Source organism: Desulfatibacillum alkenivorans DSM 16219 (assembly GCF_900142135.1).
GTDB classification, from domain to species: Bacteria; Desulfobacterota; Desulfobacteria; order Desulfobacterales; family Desulfatibacillaceae; genus Desulfatibacillum; species Desulfatibacillum alkenivorans.
Genome location: NZ_FQZU01000019.1, coordinates 51,249 through 67,487 on the forward strand (window position 1 = coordinate 51,249; position 16,239 = coordinate 67,487).

Annotated in this window: 13 protein-coding genes; 7 read left to right on the top strand and 6 right to left on the bottom strand. The window is 45.9% G+C overall.

Features of this window, described 5'->3' with window-relative positions; genetic code table 11:
* Window positions 1–71 precede the first annotated feature (71 nt).
* Window positions 72–464 carry a hypothetical protein gene (locus BUE18_RS15305; protein WP_083611055.1) on the top strand — a complete coding sequence of 131 codons (393 nt, stop codon included), beginning with the start codon at window positions 72–74 and terminating at the stop codon, window positions 462–464.
* 51 nt (window positions 465–515) lie between these two features.
* Window positions 516–1,451 (top strand): DUF932 domain-containing protein, encoded by a 936-nt coding sequence (locus tag BUE18_RS15310; protein ID WP_073477025.1) that lies wholly within the window; start codon window positions 516–518, stop codon window positions 1,449–1,451.
* 64 nt (window positions 1,452–1,515) lie between these two features.
* Here the strand turns inward: BUE18_RS15310 and BUE18_RS15315 are convergent, their stop codons facing one another.
* Entirely contained in the window at window positions 1,516–2,484 is a 969-nt protein-coding gene (locus tag BUE18_RS15315) for a hypothetical protein (RefSeq protein ID WP_073477027.1), read from the bottom strand.
* A gap of 303 nt (window positions 2,485–2,787) precedes the next feature.
* Between BUE18_RS15315 and BUE18_RS15320 the strand changes: the two genes are divergently transcribed.
* The 3 genes from BUE18_RS15320 to BUE18_RS15330 all read left to right on the top strand — a co-directional run bounded on the left by BUE18_RS15320 (window position 2,788) and on the right by BUE18_RS15330 (window position 4,888).
* Window positions 2,788–3,390 carry a tyrosine-type recombinase/integrase gene (locus tag BUE18_RS15320; protein ID WP_073477029.1) on the top strand — a complete coding sequence of 201 codons (603 nt, stop codon included), beginning with the start codon at window positions 2,788–2,790 and terminating at the stop codon, window positions 3,388–3,390.
* 118 nt (window positions 3,391–3,508) lie between these two features.
* Window positions 3,509–4,099, top strand: a complete 591-nt coding sequence (locus tag BUE18_RS15325; RefSeq protein WP_073477031.1) for a hypothetical protein — start codon at window positions 3,509–3,511, stop codon at window positions 4,097–4,099.
* A gap of 300 nt (window positions 4,100–4,399) precedes the next feature.
* A complete protein-coding gene (locus tag BUE18_RS15330) occupies window positions 4,400–4,888 on the top strand; it encodes a DUF6933 domain-containing protein (protein WP_073477033.1) in 489 nt (162 codons plus the stop codon).
* Between the two features lie 29 nt (window positions 4,889–4,917).
* On the opposite strand, the gene BUE18_RS15335 is transcribed toward BUE18_RS15330, so the two are convergent.
* The 3 genes from BUE18_RS15335 to hsdR are packed head-to-tail and all read right to left on the bottom strand — an operon-like array spanning window position 4,918 to window position 11,314.
* The gene (locus BUE18_RS15335; RefSeq protein WP_073477035.1) at window positions 4,918–6,435 is read right to left on the bottom strand and encodes a restriction endonuclease subunit S; all 1,518 of its coding nucleotides are present in this window, start codon (window positions 6,433–6,435) and stop codon (window positions 4,918–4,920) included.
* Window positions 6,419–7,867: a class I SAM-dependent DNA methyltransferase gene (locus tag BUE18_RS15340; protein ID WP_073477037.1), complete on the bottom strand. Its 1,449-nt coding sequence runs from the start codon at window positions 7,865–7,867 to the stop codon at window positions 6,419–6,421. The genes BUE18_RS15335 and BUE18_RS15340 overlap by 17 nt, the downstream gene beginning before the upstream one ends.
* An 18-nt stretch (window positions 7,868–7,885) precedes the next feature.
* Window positions 7,886–11,314: a type I restriction-modification system endonuclease gene (hsdR, locus tag BUE18_RS15345; protein ID WP_073477039.1), complete on the bottom strand. Its 3,429-nt coding sequence runs from the start codon at window positions 11,312–11,314 to the stop codon at window positions 7,886–7,888.
* A 220-nt stretch (window positions 11,315–11,534) separates the two neighbouring features.
* Here hsdR and BUE18_RS15350 point away from each other — a divergent pair, with 220 nt between their 5' ends.
* Together BUE18_RS15350 and BUE18_RS15355 are read left to right on the top strand one after the other, a co-directional pair.
* Entirely contained in the window at window positions 11,535–12,239 is a 705-nt protein-coding gene (locus tag BUE18_RS15350) for a hypothetical protein (RefSeq protein WP_139264762.1), read from the top strand.
* Between the two features lie 209 nt (window positions 12,240–12,448).
* Complete coding sequence (locus tag BUE18_RS15355) at window positions 12,449–13,762, top strand: sigma 54-interacting transcriptional regulator (protein ID WP_073477043.1); 1,314 nt, start codon at window positions 12,449–12,451, stop codon at window positions 13,760–13,762.
* A 10-nt stretch (window positions 13,763–13,772) separates the two neighbouring features.
* Here the strand turns inward: BUE18_RS15355 and BUE18_RS15360 are convergent, their stop codons facing one another.
* Entirely contained in the window at window positions 13,773–14,882 is a 1,110-nt protein-coding gene (locus tag BUE18_RS15360) for a tyrosine-type recombinase/integrase (protein ID WP_073477045.1), read from the bottom strand.
* Window positions 14,883–15,012: 130 nt separating this feature from the next.
* Window positions 15,013–16,074: a sensor domain-containing diguanylate cyclase gene (locus BUE18_RS15365; protein WP_073477047.1), complete on the bottom strand. Its 1,062-nt coding sequence runs from the start codon at window positions 16,072–16,074 to the stop codon at window positions 15,013–15,015.
* Between the last annotated feature and the right edge of the window lie 165 nt (window positions 16,075–16,239).

Below are 16,239 nucleotides of genomic sequence, written 5' to 3' on the forward strand. Positions count from 1 at the left end.
ACCGTTGACCGGGACGGATGGGACAAATCCGACTGCCTCATTCGTCCCGGTTTCTATATGGAGAACACACTATGAACGATAACCTTGCTACGCCGGAACGTCTGGAATCCGAATGTCAGGCACACTGGAAGCAGCTTGGCCTCAACTCGCCTGAAGATGTGCAGGCCTACATCCAGGCTATCTTCGATTCCTGCAATGACCAATCAGAAGTCATGTCCGCCTTGTACGAGCTGCTCTTCCCTGCCTGGGACAACATCGACAAGATTAACGGCTACCCTGTTGTAGGAGAAGAATTCTGGCTGTTCGTTTCCAGGCGGTTCATTGACTTCGACCGAATCCACCACCCGAGAGTCATGCCCGGTGGAGCTTGGATGAACATGGGCTTCGCTTCTGACAAGTCCCTTGCACCGTGGGAAATCAGCTTCACCGGCTGCAATGCTGAACTGATCCCGCTGGCATCCTAAGCCGCCTGATTACCGATTACACTCATACCTTATTATAAAGGAGAACCTGTTATGCAGACTATGACCACCATGGAAGACGCCTGGAATCGAGTTTCTGAACTGTCCCAAAACTGCTTTGATGATCTGGTGCCTGTGAAAGACATCCGGTTTGAAGGCATCGACAACATGTTCATCGGAGAAGAGCGCCACCCGGTTCGGACCACCGCTCAGAGGCAGATCGCTACTCGCCTGGGCGTACCTTATTCGTACCTGTCCAAATGCGATGCTGATCTTCAAACCGAAAACCTGGGCTACTGGCTGACCAGGGAAAAGAACGACGATTTCTTTGTTCGCTTCGACGGGGCTGAAGTCAGGGCTCTGTTCACTCCCCGTTACCAGCCAGTCGATAACATCAGGGTCATGGAGCGACTCGATGAAATGGGATTCGGGCATGATATGGAAATTCAGTTGGCCCTGGACGCCGAGTTCATGTCGTTGTCGATCCCTGACCACGAGAAGACCTTTGCAGTGGGAAATGACGACAGGCTGACGCCGGGAATTACGGTCTGCAATTCAGAGGTGGGAAGAGCCGCCTTATCCATTGCAGCTTTCGTTCTGCGTCTGGTCTGCACCAATGGCCTGATTGCTAAAACGGCTGTATCCGCCTCTTATAGGCATATCAGTGCAAAGGTCATGGAAGTGTTCCCTGAAACCCTGCAACAGGTAGCCGGTGAGCTGGACGTGCAGCAAACGCGGTTCAGGCTGTCCATGGAAAGCCCGGTTGAAAATCCGTCCAACACTATTCACTCCTTTAATCGGCAATTCCAGCTTGCTGAGCCCGAGGTACAAGCAGTGGACTGGGCCTATCCTCAGGAAATGGAACTTCCTGCAACAATGTTCAACGTAGTCAATACCTACACCAAAGCAAGCCAAGCCCCAGGACTCCCGGCTGAATCATGTCACCGGCTTGGTCGTGTGGGAGGTGCCATTTTGGGGATGGTGAAATAGAAAACGAAGTTGCTGCTCTATGAGATTCGCCCCTGCCCCGAAAAGAGGCAGGGGTTGATCCGATTCATTCGATTCCAAGCGGTTGTCTCCGATTCTCGACATCAAATACCTGCCACTCCTGAAAACGTGCTATCTCATCATCGGCATATATCTTCAGGTTAATTTTCTTTTCACCCTTACCATCGACACTACATTTTCTTAAAAGCGACTTTGCTTCATCTGCATTTAAAAAAAGGTAAGAATAAGAGGCGCAATCTTCATTTTCCATTATCAGGGCAAGGTAGTCATTTGACTCCCAGTTTTCCCAATAGCTCTTAGATACCCCCCAAAACCATTTCATACGGGCTTGTTCTGTATGGGCGCTTGAATATTTGCATAGGACTTGAGCGTCATTAAAAACAAGATGGGACTGACCTCTTACGACAAAGCCGCCGAATTGACTTTGGAGACTTTTCCCTAACGCCCTTTTCAATGCAGATTCCAGGGCTGGATCTCGCTGTTTACGCTGTGCTTTTGAGCGATAGGATGAGTGAGGTATTGTTTGTGGTTTATCCTCTTCCAACTGTTGGGTGAGTTGATCCATTTCATTCCCTCCCTGTTGAAGTTGATTGAAAAATGCGTTGACTGTTTCTTTGTGGGACTGGAATTTGTCCAATAGCACCTTTCTGAGCCCGTACAGATCAGATTCTTCCAAAAGCATATCGATTTCATTGGCCTTTTTTCCAAGCTGGCGACAGTATTTGTCCATAATGGTCTGGGGGTCAGTTTTATTTCTAATCGCGACGATCCTAGTGGCCTTGGGTCTAGTTGCGCCCCCGACTACTATTTCGTGGATAACTTCTAGGATCTGCGCAAGAGCCTTCGGCACACTTCCAGGCAAAGTACGGGACTTTATACTAGAACCACGCTCACTAGTTGTAGTCCCAAAAAGCAGCCTATGTAAAACTGTGTTTGGTGTATCAACAAAAGGTTCCGCTTGCTCTTTAAGATAATTCATTATAATATCATCAATTTGTATTGTGTGCCTTTCCATGTCATCCTCCTTGTATATTGGAGTTCCTATCAGAGCCTAATAAGTTTCTTAGCAAAGAATTCATTGGAGGTCAAGTAAAAAACTAACTTACTTCTCTTGCTTATGTATTATGGATTATTCCAGAGCGTCTTTATCAATCTTAACTTCTATGCAAAAGTTAATATCCTCAATTTTCTAAATCCAACACAAATTCAATCACTTAACCACAATACCACCCTTGCGCCCTAAAACCGCTAAAATTTTTCATTAACTTTCCCACTCCATACGTCACCAAACTTAACATTACAAAAGGGAGACCTCTCTATGGACAAGAATACCCGAAATCCGAATCATCCCAAGAAGGGGTCTCGAATCAGAGTGGACCCTATTCGGAATGAAGCTGACATAAACGCAATCAAGAAACTTCTGGCTGATAATCCTCGTGACCTTCTGCTCTTCACCATCGGCATCAATAACGGTCTCCGGGCTGGCGATCTTTTAAAATTAAAAGTTGCCCAAGTTCGGAAACTTAAACCGGGCCAGACCATAACGATCATAGAATCCAAGACGGGCAAAGAGAACATTCTCATGGTCAACAAGGCAGTGGCTAAAGCGATCAAGGCATACATGGATCAGGCTGCTCCAGGGGATCACGATTATCTCTTTCCCAGTAGGAAGACTGGGCAAGCCCTAACGGTCCAGGCTGTGAATGCTCTGGTTAAAAAGTGGACCAGGGCTATCAACCTGGACGGCAATTATGGGTCACATACATTGAGAAAGACTTTTGGATTTATGCAAAGGGTTAAGTACGGGGTTGGATTCGAGCTTCTGGCTAAGCGCTTCAATCACTCCAACCCGAGCATTACCATGCGGTACCTGGGGTTGAGCAGTGAAGAGGTTGTGGACGTATTGATGAATGAGATTTGAAGGAGAGGGATGCTCCCATGCAATGAAGTGAAGGGTGGGGGCATCAACAAAACGAATTGAAAAAATGACAGAATAGGGGTAGCATAAGTATACTCACATTCCAAACTTGGAGGCTGTCATGAGAAATCAATGGTACGGAGATGGGCGGGATCTCATAAAGTGGGGGACGCTTATAAGTATTGCTCAATCTCAAAATTTTACCAAAATAATTCAAGTAGCCTACTTCAGACCTGACTCCCAACGCCCTATTATAAAATCCAATAATAGTCTAATTGAAATACCCGATTCTGTGTATAACCATTTTAGAAATATCAACGACATCAAGCGCCTTTCATGGTTTACAGGTATAGACATTGAAGTTATTGATGATTTATATGACAAACGAAAACGGATGGACTACACAGAGAAAATGCTGCCCAGAATTACCGGCAATAATGGCCCATTGCTTGTTTTTTTAGATCCTGATACCGGTTTGGCGGTTAAGAATCCGGGCAACAAGCATGTTACAGTTGAAGAGGTTGCTACCATTTGGAATGCTCTGAAACCTTCTGACTGCTTGGTGCTATATCAGCACAGCTTTAGAGATACCGATTGGTTAGAAATCAAAAAAGCTGAATTCGAGAGTGCCATAGGGTGCAATGATGTTATATCGTACAGATCAGTAAAAGGGGGCACGGATGTAGTTTTTTTCGCAGCAATAAAGCCGTAGCCGATTCATCAACCACATAGAATGTAAGCCCGAAAAGCACACTAAGTATTTCATTTATATGCTTTAGGGCACATCGGTATTGTTCTCTTTGGGCTCTTTGATGGTATCAGCAACAGATATATGGAACCTTTCCGGGAGAAAAACCTTCAGCTACTCTCCTCCACAAATCGCCAGAACTCTTGACAAAAAAGTGCTTCCAGATTCTTTTTTTCGGCGATTGAAAAGTCCCGAGTATAGTGCTATTCATTCTCATAAATTTTTGTACAATCCCGAATCTTTTACACTCAGAGATAGTGTGCCATGATAATCCGCTACTCCGCCAAACTGGCAAAGAAGCTCAAAGAGATTCCAAACGAACCAATGCCGCTTGATCCCAATCCTTTTCTGGATTGGAGCGGGCATCTGTTTTCAGCTGAACGAACCCAGTTCATCATTATGGTCAACACGGCGTCTCTTTATTCCACCGTCATGTATGGGCGGGGTATAACCGACTTTTCAGAATTTATGAGATACTGGCCCGGCTTCCTGAGAGACACCATGAAGCACGATGGGCTTCAGATGATTTATGACCGTATCGTTGGCCCAGCTATGGGGAAGTTTACCCCTTCCAAGGCTTTGAACAAGTCAGTAACTGCCTCCATTAACAATCTTGTGGAAAATGCTAAAGTCGACCTGATCTATCATGAGTTGTCCCCCTTGGATGTCGCTGGAAAACTAAATACAATCGTAAGACCAACGGATAAAGGTTTGCTGAGGACTAAAGAAATATTTGCCGGGATGAAATTGTAAAATCTTGCAACTGGAAAAATGAAGAACCTTCATTTTTTCCGCCTCCCACGCCCCTTTTTATTCCCTATCTTCGCCTCTCGTTCAGCCCTTATCCGCGCCAAAAGCACAGATGCAGGTTCGTCATTCGGGTCTTGTGGGATCAGTTCACCACGGAATGCTTTGGAGAGGATGGATTGGCATTGAGAATCAAGGAGTCTATTCGCCTGAAGCATTCTAATTTTCACATTGTCTGAATAATCCAAAAGTCGCTGAATTTTATTCACAATTACTGCTTGCTCTTCAGAAGAAGGTACAGGTATCTCTGCTTTTTTCATCGAACCAACATTAAAGTGTGGCTGGGCATTTCCAACCTTTCTAAGGTTAAGAGCATCCTTGAAAAACGGTGAATTTACGTACAAGGAAGCGAAGAAAGGATTTAGTCCGGTGAGTGGTCTGGTAATCACCAAATCCGAACAATTCGATTGCCCTGCATCAGTGGGATACACACAAGAATCACCAACATTGACCCCTGAGCGCACAACCAATATCTCGCCGCCATAGAGCCTGCTTTTCTTGAGCTTCTCATCAAAATCTTCCAGTATGTAAGCTAAATTTTCTTGCTCATAGCCATAAGGTCTTACGTTCTGGCAACGGAGAAATGGGATGCCATTTTCAACATACCTTGATTTCATCGGGCCAACATGCCCAACAGTTATCTCCCAGGCACATTGCTCAAAGCTCGCCCAACACCACCCCTCCGGCAATTCGGGCAGATCTGTCTTATCCACCGGCTCCGGTTCTTTATATTTCTTTTTCCATTTGTCGTCTTTGGGGGTTTTGCCTTTGGCTTCCATTTTAGCAAGTTCAGCTTCCTCCCAAAGGCGGCGGCGTTCTTTTTTTATCTTTTCCAGAAGAACGGATGCTGGCTCCACATCCGGGTTTTGGGCTCTCCATTCAGCGGTTAAATCACCACGAAAAGCAGACGCAAGAACTGATTGCCTGAATTTCTCCAATAAGGGCGGTATGGCTTCCAGAGCTTCCCTCGCCCGGTTTGACTTTTCTTGGAGTGCTTCTATCTTGGCAACTATTCGGGATTGTTCGTTCAGAGGCGGCAGGCTAATTACAAATTTTTTAACTTCTTGTGGTCTGCACCGGGTAAGTGAGCCGCCAACGCCAGAAACATTAGCACAAAGATTTTCTCTAAATTTCTCTTCTCTCAATCTGTGCATCATAAACCTTGAGTCAATGTCCTTGTTTCTGAGCACGATCCATTCGGTAGAGGCAATTTGAGGGTAGTCCTTTTTAGGGCCTACGAGCCAAACTCGATTTATTCTTGGATTGATTTTACAGAGCAAAACATCTTCAGGAATAACGCTCTGCTTATTTGAGCCCACCTCTTTACCCTTTACCATTTCAGGGGCATCATTTGGATAGGCTGGAACGCTCCATAGCTCGAATGTAGTTTCCGGTGATTCGGATGGTTTGATTAAAGTAGTTTTCTGAATCCCAAGGACTTCCAAGGACGCGGTAGCCCATCCCAGAGGCAATTTTTCAGGAAGACTTCCCATTGGTTGCCTCCCCGTTTTCCAGCAATTCCATTAGCCCTTCCATCTCTTCCATGGCCACCTTGAGATTATCCAAAATCTCGACGGCGATATCTTCAGGATCGGGCAACTTTTCACCATTCCCATTGCTTTCATCCCTAAGCCAGATGATATCCAGATTTTCCGCCCTGGCCTTTATTTGCTCACGAGTGAAGACTCGAAATCTGCTTTCTTCTCCTTGATCCCCTCTCTCGCCATCACCGAAAGGATCTTCTCCAAAGCATTTTTCAAAATCATCGAAATGCTCGCGGGTTAAGGGAGTTCTTTTACCAAAGGAGGGCATATTGGTTCGTAGATCATAGACCCAGACATTTTTTGTATTGCCTGTATCTTTACCCACAGCCCGAGTGAAGAAAAGCACGTTGGTCTTGACGCCTGGGGAATAAAATATCCCTGTGGGAAGCCTCAAAATTGTGTGAAGATTGCACTTATCCATAAGGTCTGCACGGATTTTCTGTCCCACCCCGTCCTCAAAAAGCACGTTGTCAGGCAAAACCACAGCCGCCCGACCTCCGGGCTTCAGCCCACGGTAGATGTGTTGCAAAAATGCAAGCTGCTTGTTGCTTGTGGGATAGGTAAAATCTTCCCGTGTTGGCTTTCCACCGCCCTTCTTTGTGCCGAACGGAGGATTGGTCAAAATAACATCTGCCTTAGGAAGCCGTTCTCCCTGGGGTGACAATGTGTCTCCAAGAAGAATGTCTCCCTCAATGCCATGCAGCATCATATTCATAAGAGCCAGGCGATGAGCATCCTGAACCAGTTCCATTCCATAGAAAGCCTGTTTGCGCTGGAAATTCTGCTCTTGTTCGGAGAGGTCAAATAGGTCGTCGGTGCGCTCTTTGATGTAAGCATCTGCAACTCGCAAAAATCCGCCAGTACCACAAGCCGGGTCTTGGACAAACTCTCCAGGCGCGGGTTTGATCAAATCCACCATGCACTCAATCAATGGGCGAGGGGTAAAATACTGACCGGCTCCACTCTTCTTTTCCCCTGCATTCTTCTCTAACAACCCTTCATAGAGATCGCCAAGACCTTCCTGCCGGGCGCTATACCAATCCAAAGAATCTATGCTTGTAATGAGCTTCTGAAGGTTCTTGGGTTGCCTAATAGAGGTGGTTGCGTTGGCAAAGATCGCCTGAACTCTACCAGAGCCTTCCGAACCCAACTGGACAAGTAAGATTCGATAGAAGTCCAAAAGCTCTGTACCGTCTTTATTTATCAGGTTAGCCCAACGGTATTCTTCTGGGAGATTCGATTCAGCCCCAGTCTCCTGGGCCATTTTCAGAAATAGAAGAAAGGTCAACTCGGTGACATATTGATGATAGGTGATTCCATCATCCCGTAGGACGTGGCAAAGACTCCAGAGTTTCGCGACAATATCTTGCGTGGTGCTCATGTTCTGTAAATGCCTATTCTAAGCGGATTCCGCCCATAATTCTTCGTTAATATCATCCAAAATAGTTTGGAGCTTCCCGTCAAAAACCTTGTTTAAACGATTGAAACCGCCTTGCGCCGCAAAAGATCCCTTATCCAGGGAATCCCTGTCTACGATAGTCTCCACCTTGAGTTGCTTGCCAATGCGTTCCAGCCATTTTCTTTGGGGAGCCGTCCATTGCGTACTTGCAATTATTTTCTGCATCGCACGGTCCACTCTTTCCGAATACGGGACCAGGGGAGAGCCCAAAGCCATACCACGGATATAACCGATGATGGAAGCTGCAATGTCTTGGTTTGTGGTCTCTCGATATGCAGTTTCGAGATTTGGTTCAGTGTAACCGGCATTATCCAAGGTGAGTTTGAGTTCTTTGAGTTGCTTCCGGGTTAGCTCCCTTGGGCGCTGGGTCACGATCATGAGAGCAGGAATTTCATTAATGTTATCTTGAATGAACTTCTTAAAAGATTCTAAATAGTCTTCAGGCTTCTTGCTCTCCCCATAGCCTCTTTCAACTCTCCGAAATTGGTCTTCATGTTCAGAAATAACAATCTTTTGACCTCCCATTGTAACTTTATCCAGAAAGGTCAGTAGTTCTGAGTGTTCTGCAAACCAATCAGTTATTTGCTTAGGCGTCCATTGGCGTAATTCTTTTATGAAATCTGAGGGAGTGCCGCCAGCAAGGGTTTGAAAATTTTCAAGGCTCTTACCCTTGAGTCTGCTTTTCTTCCTGTTCAACTTGGCCAAGAGTTGATCCTTGACCTGTTTCAGAGCCTCTTCATCTTCCAACGTTTCTAATTCGTTCACTAATTGAGCGAATGGAATGTTAGGATTGACCACCACTGGCTTCATCGTGTTATGTGAATCAAGGGCGGCGTACAAATCAACAGCGTCAAAAATCTTAAAACGCTCTTTATCTTCCCCCTCCCCAAAAAGGCCTGGGCATAACCGGGTGCCCCTCCCAAGCATCTGCTCATATAGTATTCGACTACGGACGCGCCGCATGAACACAATGTTGACGATCTCAGGAACATCAACCCCTGTGGTGAGAAGGTCTACCGTAACAGCTATTGAAGGCAGCCTCTCATTTTTATATCTCCGAATCAGTTCCAGAGGTTTGTCAGAGGCCCCCGTAATTTTGACTACGGCATCGTCTTCAATTTCCCCGTATTCCTCATCAAACGCCTTTTTAAGTTTATCCACCACAATGTCCGCATGAGCATCAGTGGCGCAAAAGATTAGAGTTTTTCCCGGAAGCTCAGGATCGATGTGATGTACTAACTCTCGACAAATCGTTTCGTTGAAGGGTTCTGTGACAACACGCTTATTGAATTCATCTATCTCAATCTTAACATCGTCGGGAACCTGGAAGAGGGATAGCTGTTCATTCTTAGCATCATAAACCTGCATCTCCTCTCCCTTTGCCCATTTAATGCCCTCTTCAGCCAATTGGGTGACGATTCTTATCGGTGGTTCATGATCAGATAACCAGCCGTCCACGACAGCCTGTCGATAAGAATAGGTAAAAATTGGAGGGCCAAATATCTCGGTAGTATGGAGAGCAGGGGTGGCAGTGAGCCCTATCTTCACCGCATCAAAGTATTCCAAAACCCTTGTGTACTTAGAAACGTAATCCATTTCGCTGCGAAATGTGAGTTCTGCATCAGACATCTCCCGGTCAAGGTTATACCCCCGATGGCATTCATCAATCACGATGCAGTCGTATTGATCCACTGGAATGGGAGAATTTTCATCAGATGGGAAGAGCAGCCTTTTAATCATGCCCTGAATGGTCGCCACTTGAAGCCGTGTGTCTGGTTCAGGCGCAACGTCTCCAAGCTCTTTGATGTCGTATATGTCGGCAAAACTTTGAAGATTTTCCAGGCGCACATCCTTAAACGCGCCGGTTGCCTGATCTCCCAGAGCCGTCCGATCAACCAAGAAGAGAATACGACGAAATCTTTTCACTTTGCATAGCCGATACACAAGCCCCAAACAGGTTATGGTCTTGCCTGTCCCAGTAGCCATGGCGACCATTATTTCTCTTCTGCCTTCTTCAATACCCTTTTCCACTGCATGAACTGCCTCGGCTTGATAGTCACGCAAGGGGAGATAATCCGTGGGTTCCTGCTTAAGTTTTTCGTTGGCTGCTTGTTTATCTTTTTGAAGTTCTGCCAATAGGCCTTCTGGAGAATACCACCCTAATAAAGGATAGGGATGGTTAGTAGAAATCCGGGCATCCAGAAACCAAATTCCGCTTTTAGTTTGAATTTGTTTGAGATAGGGACGGGCGTTGGTGGCAAAAAGGAATGGAATTTTGTAGTCGCCCCATGGGCCACCCGGAAGAACCTCGTCAGCCTTTATCGTGTATCCCTTGCTGTATCTCTTAGCCTGTTCAATGATGCCTGGAACATCTTTAACCTTGCGTTTTGCCTCGACAATAGCAAGAGGCTTTAAGCCAGCAAACAGTACGTAGTCCGCCGGTCCTTTCTCTGTGGGCCATTCAGCGATGGCAAGATTTTTCCCCTTCTGAGGACGAACTCCCTTTTTGTAAGAGATCGCCTGGGTATCGGCTTCCCATCCAGCGTCTCTGAGTTGAGAATCTACAATTTTCCGAGTATCGGCTTCATCCAGATCCAGGTCTTCCCCTGCTGTTTTTGCAGACTCAACTATAAGCGACATCTGCTCCTTTGTCGCCGAAGCGGTCTTTGCCTGAAGAGCTTGCAAACGGTCTTCAAACTCAATTTTCTGTTGATGAAGCTGCGCCTCCGTTTCTTCTGCCAATTCCATCGCGGCGGAAAGCTCATTGTACGCTTCTTGGGCCTTAGCTTGGGCTTCCGCTCTGCGGCGGGCTTCTTCCTTTGCAGTCTCCTTGGCAGCCTTTGCAGTCTCCTTGGCAGCCTTTGCAGTATCTTCATATTCTATTAATTTGGCCTGGAGATGCTTTAGCTCCTCTTGAAGCTCTTGAGTTGCGTCTTTTGGTTCAGGGGGAGGGACAAAACCTCCTGGCTTAAAACTGGGATCATGTCCGAATGTTTTATGAAACCAGACGGCAAGCGTTCTGGCAAACTTCAGTTGATGTAGGGCTTCCCCCTGAGTACCTGCATTTTTATGAACCGCTGCATTGCCTACTTTTCTAATTTGATGAAAGAGTTGGGAGACTTCGTCTGTTAAAATACCCCTGTTCCAAAGGCGATTAATGATGGCGAGTAGGTTATCTTCATTCTCAACATAGAGTCCTGAGTATGCGGCTGCATGTTGTGCAAGAACCTCAGCAAACTGCCTCAATTTGAAAAGGGCGGTGTTTGGATCATCAAAAACATACCTCTCCGCCTGTGAAGCATATCGAACCAATATCGGATCGTGTTTATCTAAAAAATTGAAATTTGGAGATTTTGGAATAGATGCCATTTACGCGCTCTCTTCACTCAATACTCAAACAAAATTTCTTGATAGACGACGGGGAGGTACTCATTATTTATCCTCCTTTAGCCATAAAAAGTCAATACCCACTTGAGAATTCAAGGATTTAGTGATAACGATTATTAACGAATTAGCAGGTCAATATCCAGGCGCGAACACTTACCAAGGATAGACTTGCAAGATTTTTCAACTGTGGGATCAATCAGCCTTGGACCAAACCAGAAACCCAAAACAGAGAACAGACCAATACGGACGCCCCTATGCAGGCAGTCAGCGCCTAATTCAGACCTATGTAAATTTCAGGCAGGATGCTCTGAATAGTGCGCTTCTTTCAGCTATCCCGGACTTCCCATCTGCTGGAGGTCTGGTCTGGGTATCTCCCTTGGAAAAAGATAATTTCGCAGAATACCAGGATCGGGCCTTTCTTGAAGCGTTGGGTATAGGTCATTACTGGGATAGGCTTCAATCTTTCTGGCCAAGACGTGGACCTGTGTGGGACGCCTTAGCCAGAATTGAGAACCAGGTTACAGACCAGGTCGAAGGTGTGGTTCTCGTCGAAGCAAAGAGCCACATAGATGAGATATACGGAAACGGATGCCAAGCCTTGAATCAATCCAGAAAACTCATTGATAAGGCTCTGGGTAAGGTTAAGGACTTTCTTGGTGTAGCTGCCGAAAATGACTGGACCGGGCCTTTATATCAGTCAGCAAATAGGATCGCCCACTTGTACTTTTTCAGGGAGATTTGCCAAGTGCGGGCGTGGCTGATCAATGTGTACTTCACTGAAGATCCCAACTACCCAACTTCGGCTGACAGTTGGAGAAGGGCTTTACCGAGGGTGAAGGATGATCTTGGGTTGGGGGATATAACTGTGGACGGATTGGTGGAGGTGGTTTTGGGGGCGGGAGATTAACTGCTGTTTTTAACCTTTAAAATTTGAAGTTCTTGAAAACCAGTTCATTTTCTGATTAATTTTACCTGTCTAAACACAGAATGCAGCAGACTGCGCCGGACGTAAAATCCCAATTTTTCAAGGAGGTCCGGGGCTAAGGCTCTCATCCTTGCATTTCTAACGGTCTTAGCAGCCCGGTTTTTGAACTATACTTTTTGAGGGAATTTGTCATGGGTAAGGTTGGCCTTAAACTGTCCGATCAGCATTTGACCCGTTACGTTGAACTTATTTTAGATAGTGGCAATATTGATTGGGTGCATCTTGAGGATCAATATAAGGCTCCTACGGGAGAAACGATCGATGATGTAGACGTGTTAATTTATGACCCTCACTTTAAATTTCAAAAAACTGAAGATCCATACAAATCTAAAGTATCTTGGTTTCCACTTTCTGAAGTTCGTTCTTTTACAAAGGGTTTTTCAGAAATACAAAGAGATGTACCAATAATTATTGCATCGGACTATTTTGACAAAAAGGCGGCGAAAGAAGCTCAAGAAATTGGAGCCATCGATTATATCTATTTAAAAGCTCCCTTTCCCGATGATCCTTCAAATCAGTTTGAGGCTCAACGACTTTTGGGAGAAGTTCAGTTTATTCTTGCTGATGATAATGAGCCATTATTCGACATACCTTTTTACCAGTCCGTATTTAGCAAGTTTAAGTTTTATAGCGAAGATGGATGGACGCAGGATCTATGTCGAAGAATTGTATTAGCCTCAAGACGCGATGATATAGTTTTATTGAGCGGAAACTCTATTGAAATTGCAAAATCGGTAGCAAGAGCTATTTATCACCTAAGCATTAGGAGGCGAAGAAGTAAAAGGATAGTTCATTATAAGGAAATTAACCTGGGAGGTACTCGTGAAAATAATTCGATTGATGAGACTCTTTTTGGAGTTGAAAACGCTGATGGGACTCTGGGCAAAGTAGGTGTCTTTGAAAAGCATCCAGGCGGAACAGTGTTGTTAACTAGACTTGACAAGTTATCTGGGTCTGACTGGGGCACCTGGGACACACTAATGAGGTTTATTGAGGAGGGGGATTTTTACAGGATTAATGGCAAAGAGCTTATTAAACCTGATTGTAGATTAATCGTTTGGTCCCCCGAGCCTATTGCAGAATTATCAATTTGGAATGCTATAGAGATAAGTTTGGGACGGCAGGGCGATGAAGGCCTTGCTTCTCAGGATCAGGGCATGGAAATTCAAGATGAGCGAAAAAAGGCAATTGTTAGTAAAGCCGCATCTGAAAACCGCGCGAAGGGCTGGGAAAAACATAATGAAGGGAAGCAAAAGGCCATTAAAATTGCTGAGGAACGATGGAAAAATGGAGATAAAACACTTCATCATGAAATGGCTGTGGAGCTATGCAAACAGTTGCAACCTGAGTACCCTAAATTAACGAAAGATATTATCAGAAAGGCTTTGAAAGAGACTGCCAAAAAGTATAATCGCTTGTTTGGAGTAAAAGGGGTTAAAAAGTGAACCTGACTAACTAATCCTCTTTCTTTTTCGAAATCATCGCCCCAAGTTTATTTGAAGCATCCAAAAGAGACTTATCCCGAAGGTGTGCATACCGCTGGGTCATCTGGGGACTCCGATGGCGCATTAATTTCATTAAATGATATAGGTCAACCTCACCACTTTCTGCCAGAGCACTTGCGTAGGCGTGCCTTAGACCATGCCATGGGCGAAAATCATCGGGAAGTTTCGCCATTTTTTTAATTCTTTGTGCAACCTTGGAATCTCCCCTCTTTTTCCCCGATCTACCGGGAAAGACGTATTCACTGTCAAATTTGGGATGAGTTTTCAAAGTTTCGTAAAGTAAGTCATTCATGGGAATCTTTTCCGGTTCGCCAGATTTTGGATTAGAAATGCGGATAATCCTATGTAGGAAGTCTATATCCTCCCACTTAAGACCAAATATCTCAGATTTTCTAAGCCCACCGAAAGCTGCAATTCGAACCATATTAGCGGATGCTTGGTTAGGATACTCATTCAGAGCGGCTTTCAGGCGCTCCCATTCTTCAGGAGAAAGAACCTCTGTCTTCTCGCTATTTCTTTTTGGCATCTTTAGTTTAAACGACAAAGGAGGAGACAAATTTCTGTCGGCTCCGAAATTTACTATCCGCCTAAACAGCTCTAGCACATTCCAAATGGTGCCAGCAGACTTTTCCCTATTTTTCAGATCCTTGATTAGTTTATCTATATCTAACTGAGTGATCACCCCAGGCTCCTTACTTCCAAGGCCAATCTTCAAATGATTCTCCCAACGATTTTCATCGTTTCGAATACTTTTAATGAGTGCTCCTGGCCCCTTAAAATACCTCTCGGACAGTTCGTTGCAGGTCAAAGGCCTTTCTTTTTTTCGGGGTAGATCTTCTCCATGACGAATAGACCTAATACGTTCTGCTCGAATATGAGCGGCAGTTTGCGGTGTGTATTTTTCTGAAGCCCATCCAATTTTCTCTCTGACCATTTTGTCTTGAGCGTTCCGGTATCGAATATAATAACACCGATCAGGACGCCCGTTGTGCCTCCTATTGGTTGATTCGTAATACTGCACCCCTACCCACTTTTTTCCTGCAGTGACAAACTTAGGCATGTCATACTCCATTGATGCTTATCTATCCATCAACCCAAAGGTATAAATTAGTCACGTATTAGTCACAAACTGCGTGATATGGGGTGATCCTAAGTGATTTCTTTAAAAAAGTCAATTTAAGAATTTCGTTCTAAAATGAATAGTTGTGATATAGAATGATCCTGAATGAATAGCATAGCAATCGGGTCAGGAACCCGCGCATTTCCTCTTCGGAAACCAATTCCTCGGCCTTTTTTTCAAGAATTTTTTGCTCGTACATTTTCAGGTCCGCTTTGCGAAGCACGCTGTCCATGTTTTCGGCCCGGGCTGCGTGGACCCCGATGCTCAACCCCAGGGAAACGCCGGGGATGGCGGGGTCCTGATTCCATTGCTCCAGCAGGTTCCGGATCCGCAAAGCCAGCTTGTCGCCGTCCTCCTGGCCGGCAAAAGGCATGAGGACGACGAATTCGTCCCCGCCGTATCGCGCCAGGATGTCGGATTTTCTCACGGACTGCTTCAGCACATCGGCCACCTGGACAAGCACCTGATCCCCTATCAGGTGCCCCAACCGGTCGTTGATGCCTTTTAAGCCGTTCACGTCCATGAACAGTATGCACAAGGTCTTTTTATACCGTTTAACCCGGTCCACTTCCCTGCGGATGGCCTCGTTGAAATACAACCGGTTGTTGATTCCCGTCAGAGAGTCGATCATGGCCATTTCGCGAACCCGCTGGTGCAAAAAGGCGTTTTCGGCGGCAATGCCCGTAAAGGCGCCGATGGAGTTGAGAATTTCCATATCCTCCTGCGTGAAGGATTGAAGACCGTCGTCGCCCTTTCCATCCGGGGACAATTTATTGATGAGTTCGATGGCGCCCACCACCTTGTTGCCGCCGTTCACCAACGGCACGCAAACCACGGAATGGGTCTTGAAACCCAGCAACTCGTCCACCCGGGGGCTGAACCTGGCGTCTTCCCGGACGTTCTCTATGACCAGGGGTTTCGCGTTCTGGCAAACCCAGCCCACAATGCCCTCCCCGCACTCCAGATAAAACCGGCGCAGTTTGGTCGCGTCCACGCCCATGACGATCTCAAAGCGCAGCCGTCCTGTGTCCTTGTCCACCAGAAGCAGGGACCAGTTTCGCGGGTTGAAGTGCTCGCCCACAAGGGCCATCACCCGTTCAAAGACGACCTTTGGGTCCAGGGAGGACGTCAAAATTCTCCCGATTCTGCAAAAAATGTTAGGGCTCATGTTGCAACCGTGCGTTGTTTGTTCGGAAAGATTGTTTGTCATAGTATGGCGCTCTAACGATCCTGGAGGTTTAAGGTGTTCTGCGGGGCGTTGCTCTATGGCGGCGTCCGGTGTTTTTGAACGATGATT

Coding starts and splice junctions, on each gene's coding strand:
- BUE18_RS15320 (WP_073477029.1), top strand. CDS start 2,788: ATGGACAAGAATACCCGAAATCCGAATCATCCCAAGAAGGGGTCTCGA.
- BUE18_RS15310 (WP_073477025.1), top strand. CDS start 516: ATGCAGACTATGACCACCATGGAAGACGCCTGGAATCGAGTTTCTGAA.
- BUE18_RS15325 (WP_073477031.1), top strand. CDS start 3,509: ATGAGAAATCAATGGTACGGAGATGGGCGGGATCTCATAAAGTGGGGG.
- BUE18_RS15330 (WP_073477033.1), top strand. CDS start 4,400: ATGATAATCCGCTACTCCGCCAAACTGGCAAAGAAGCTCAAAGAGATT.
- BUE18_RS15335 (WP_073477035.1), bottom strand. CDS start 6,435: ATGGGAAGTCTTCCTGAAAAATTGCCTCTGGGATGGGCTACCGCGTCC.
- BUE18_RS15315 (WP_073477027.1), bottom strand. CDS start 2,484: ATGGAAAGGCACACAATACAAATTGATGATATTATAATGAATTATCTT.
- BUE18_RS15355 (WP_073477043.1), top strand. CDS start 12,449: ATGGGTAAGGTTGGCCTTAAACTGTCCGATCAGCATTTGACCCGTTAC.
- BUE18_RS15340 (WP_073477037.1), bottom strand. CDS start 7,867: ATGAGCACCACGCAAGATATTGTCGCGAAACTCTGGAGTCTTTGCCAC.
- hsdR (WP_073477039.1), bottom strand. CDS start 11,314: ATGGCATCTATTCCAAAATCTCCAAATTTCAATTTTTTAGATAAACAC.
- BUE18_RS15305 (WP_083611055.1), top strand. CDS start 72: ATGAACGATAACCTTGCTACGCCGGAACGTCTGGAATCCGAATGTCAG.
- BUE18_RS15360 (WP_073477045.1), bottom strand. CDS start 14,882: ATGCCTAAGTTTGTCACTGCAGGAAAAAAGTGGGTAGGGGTGCAGTAT.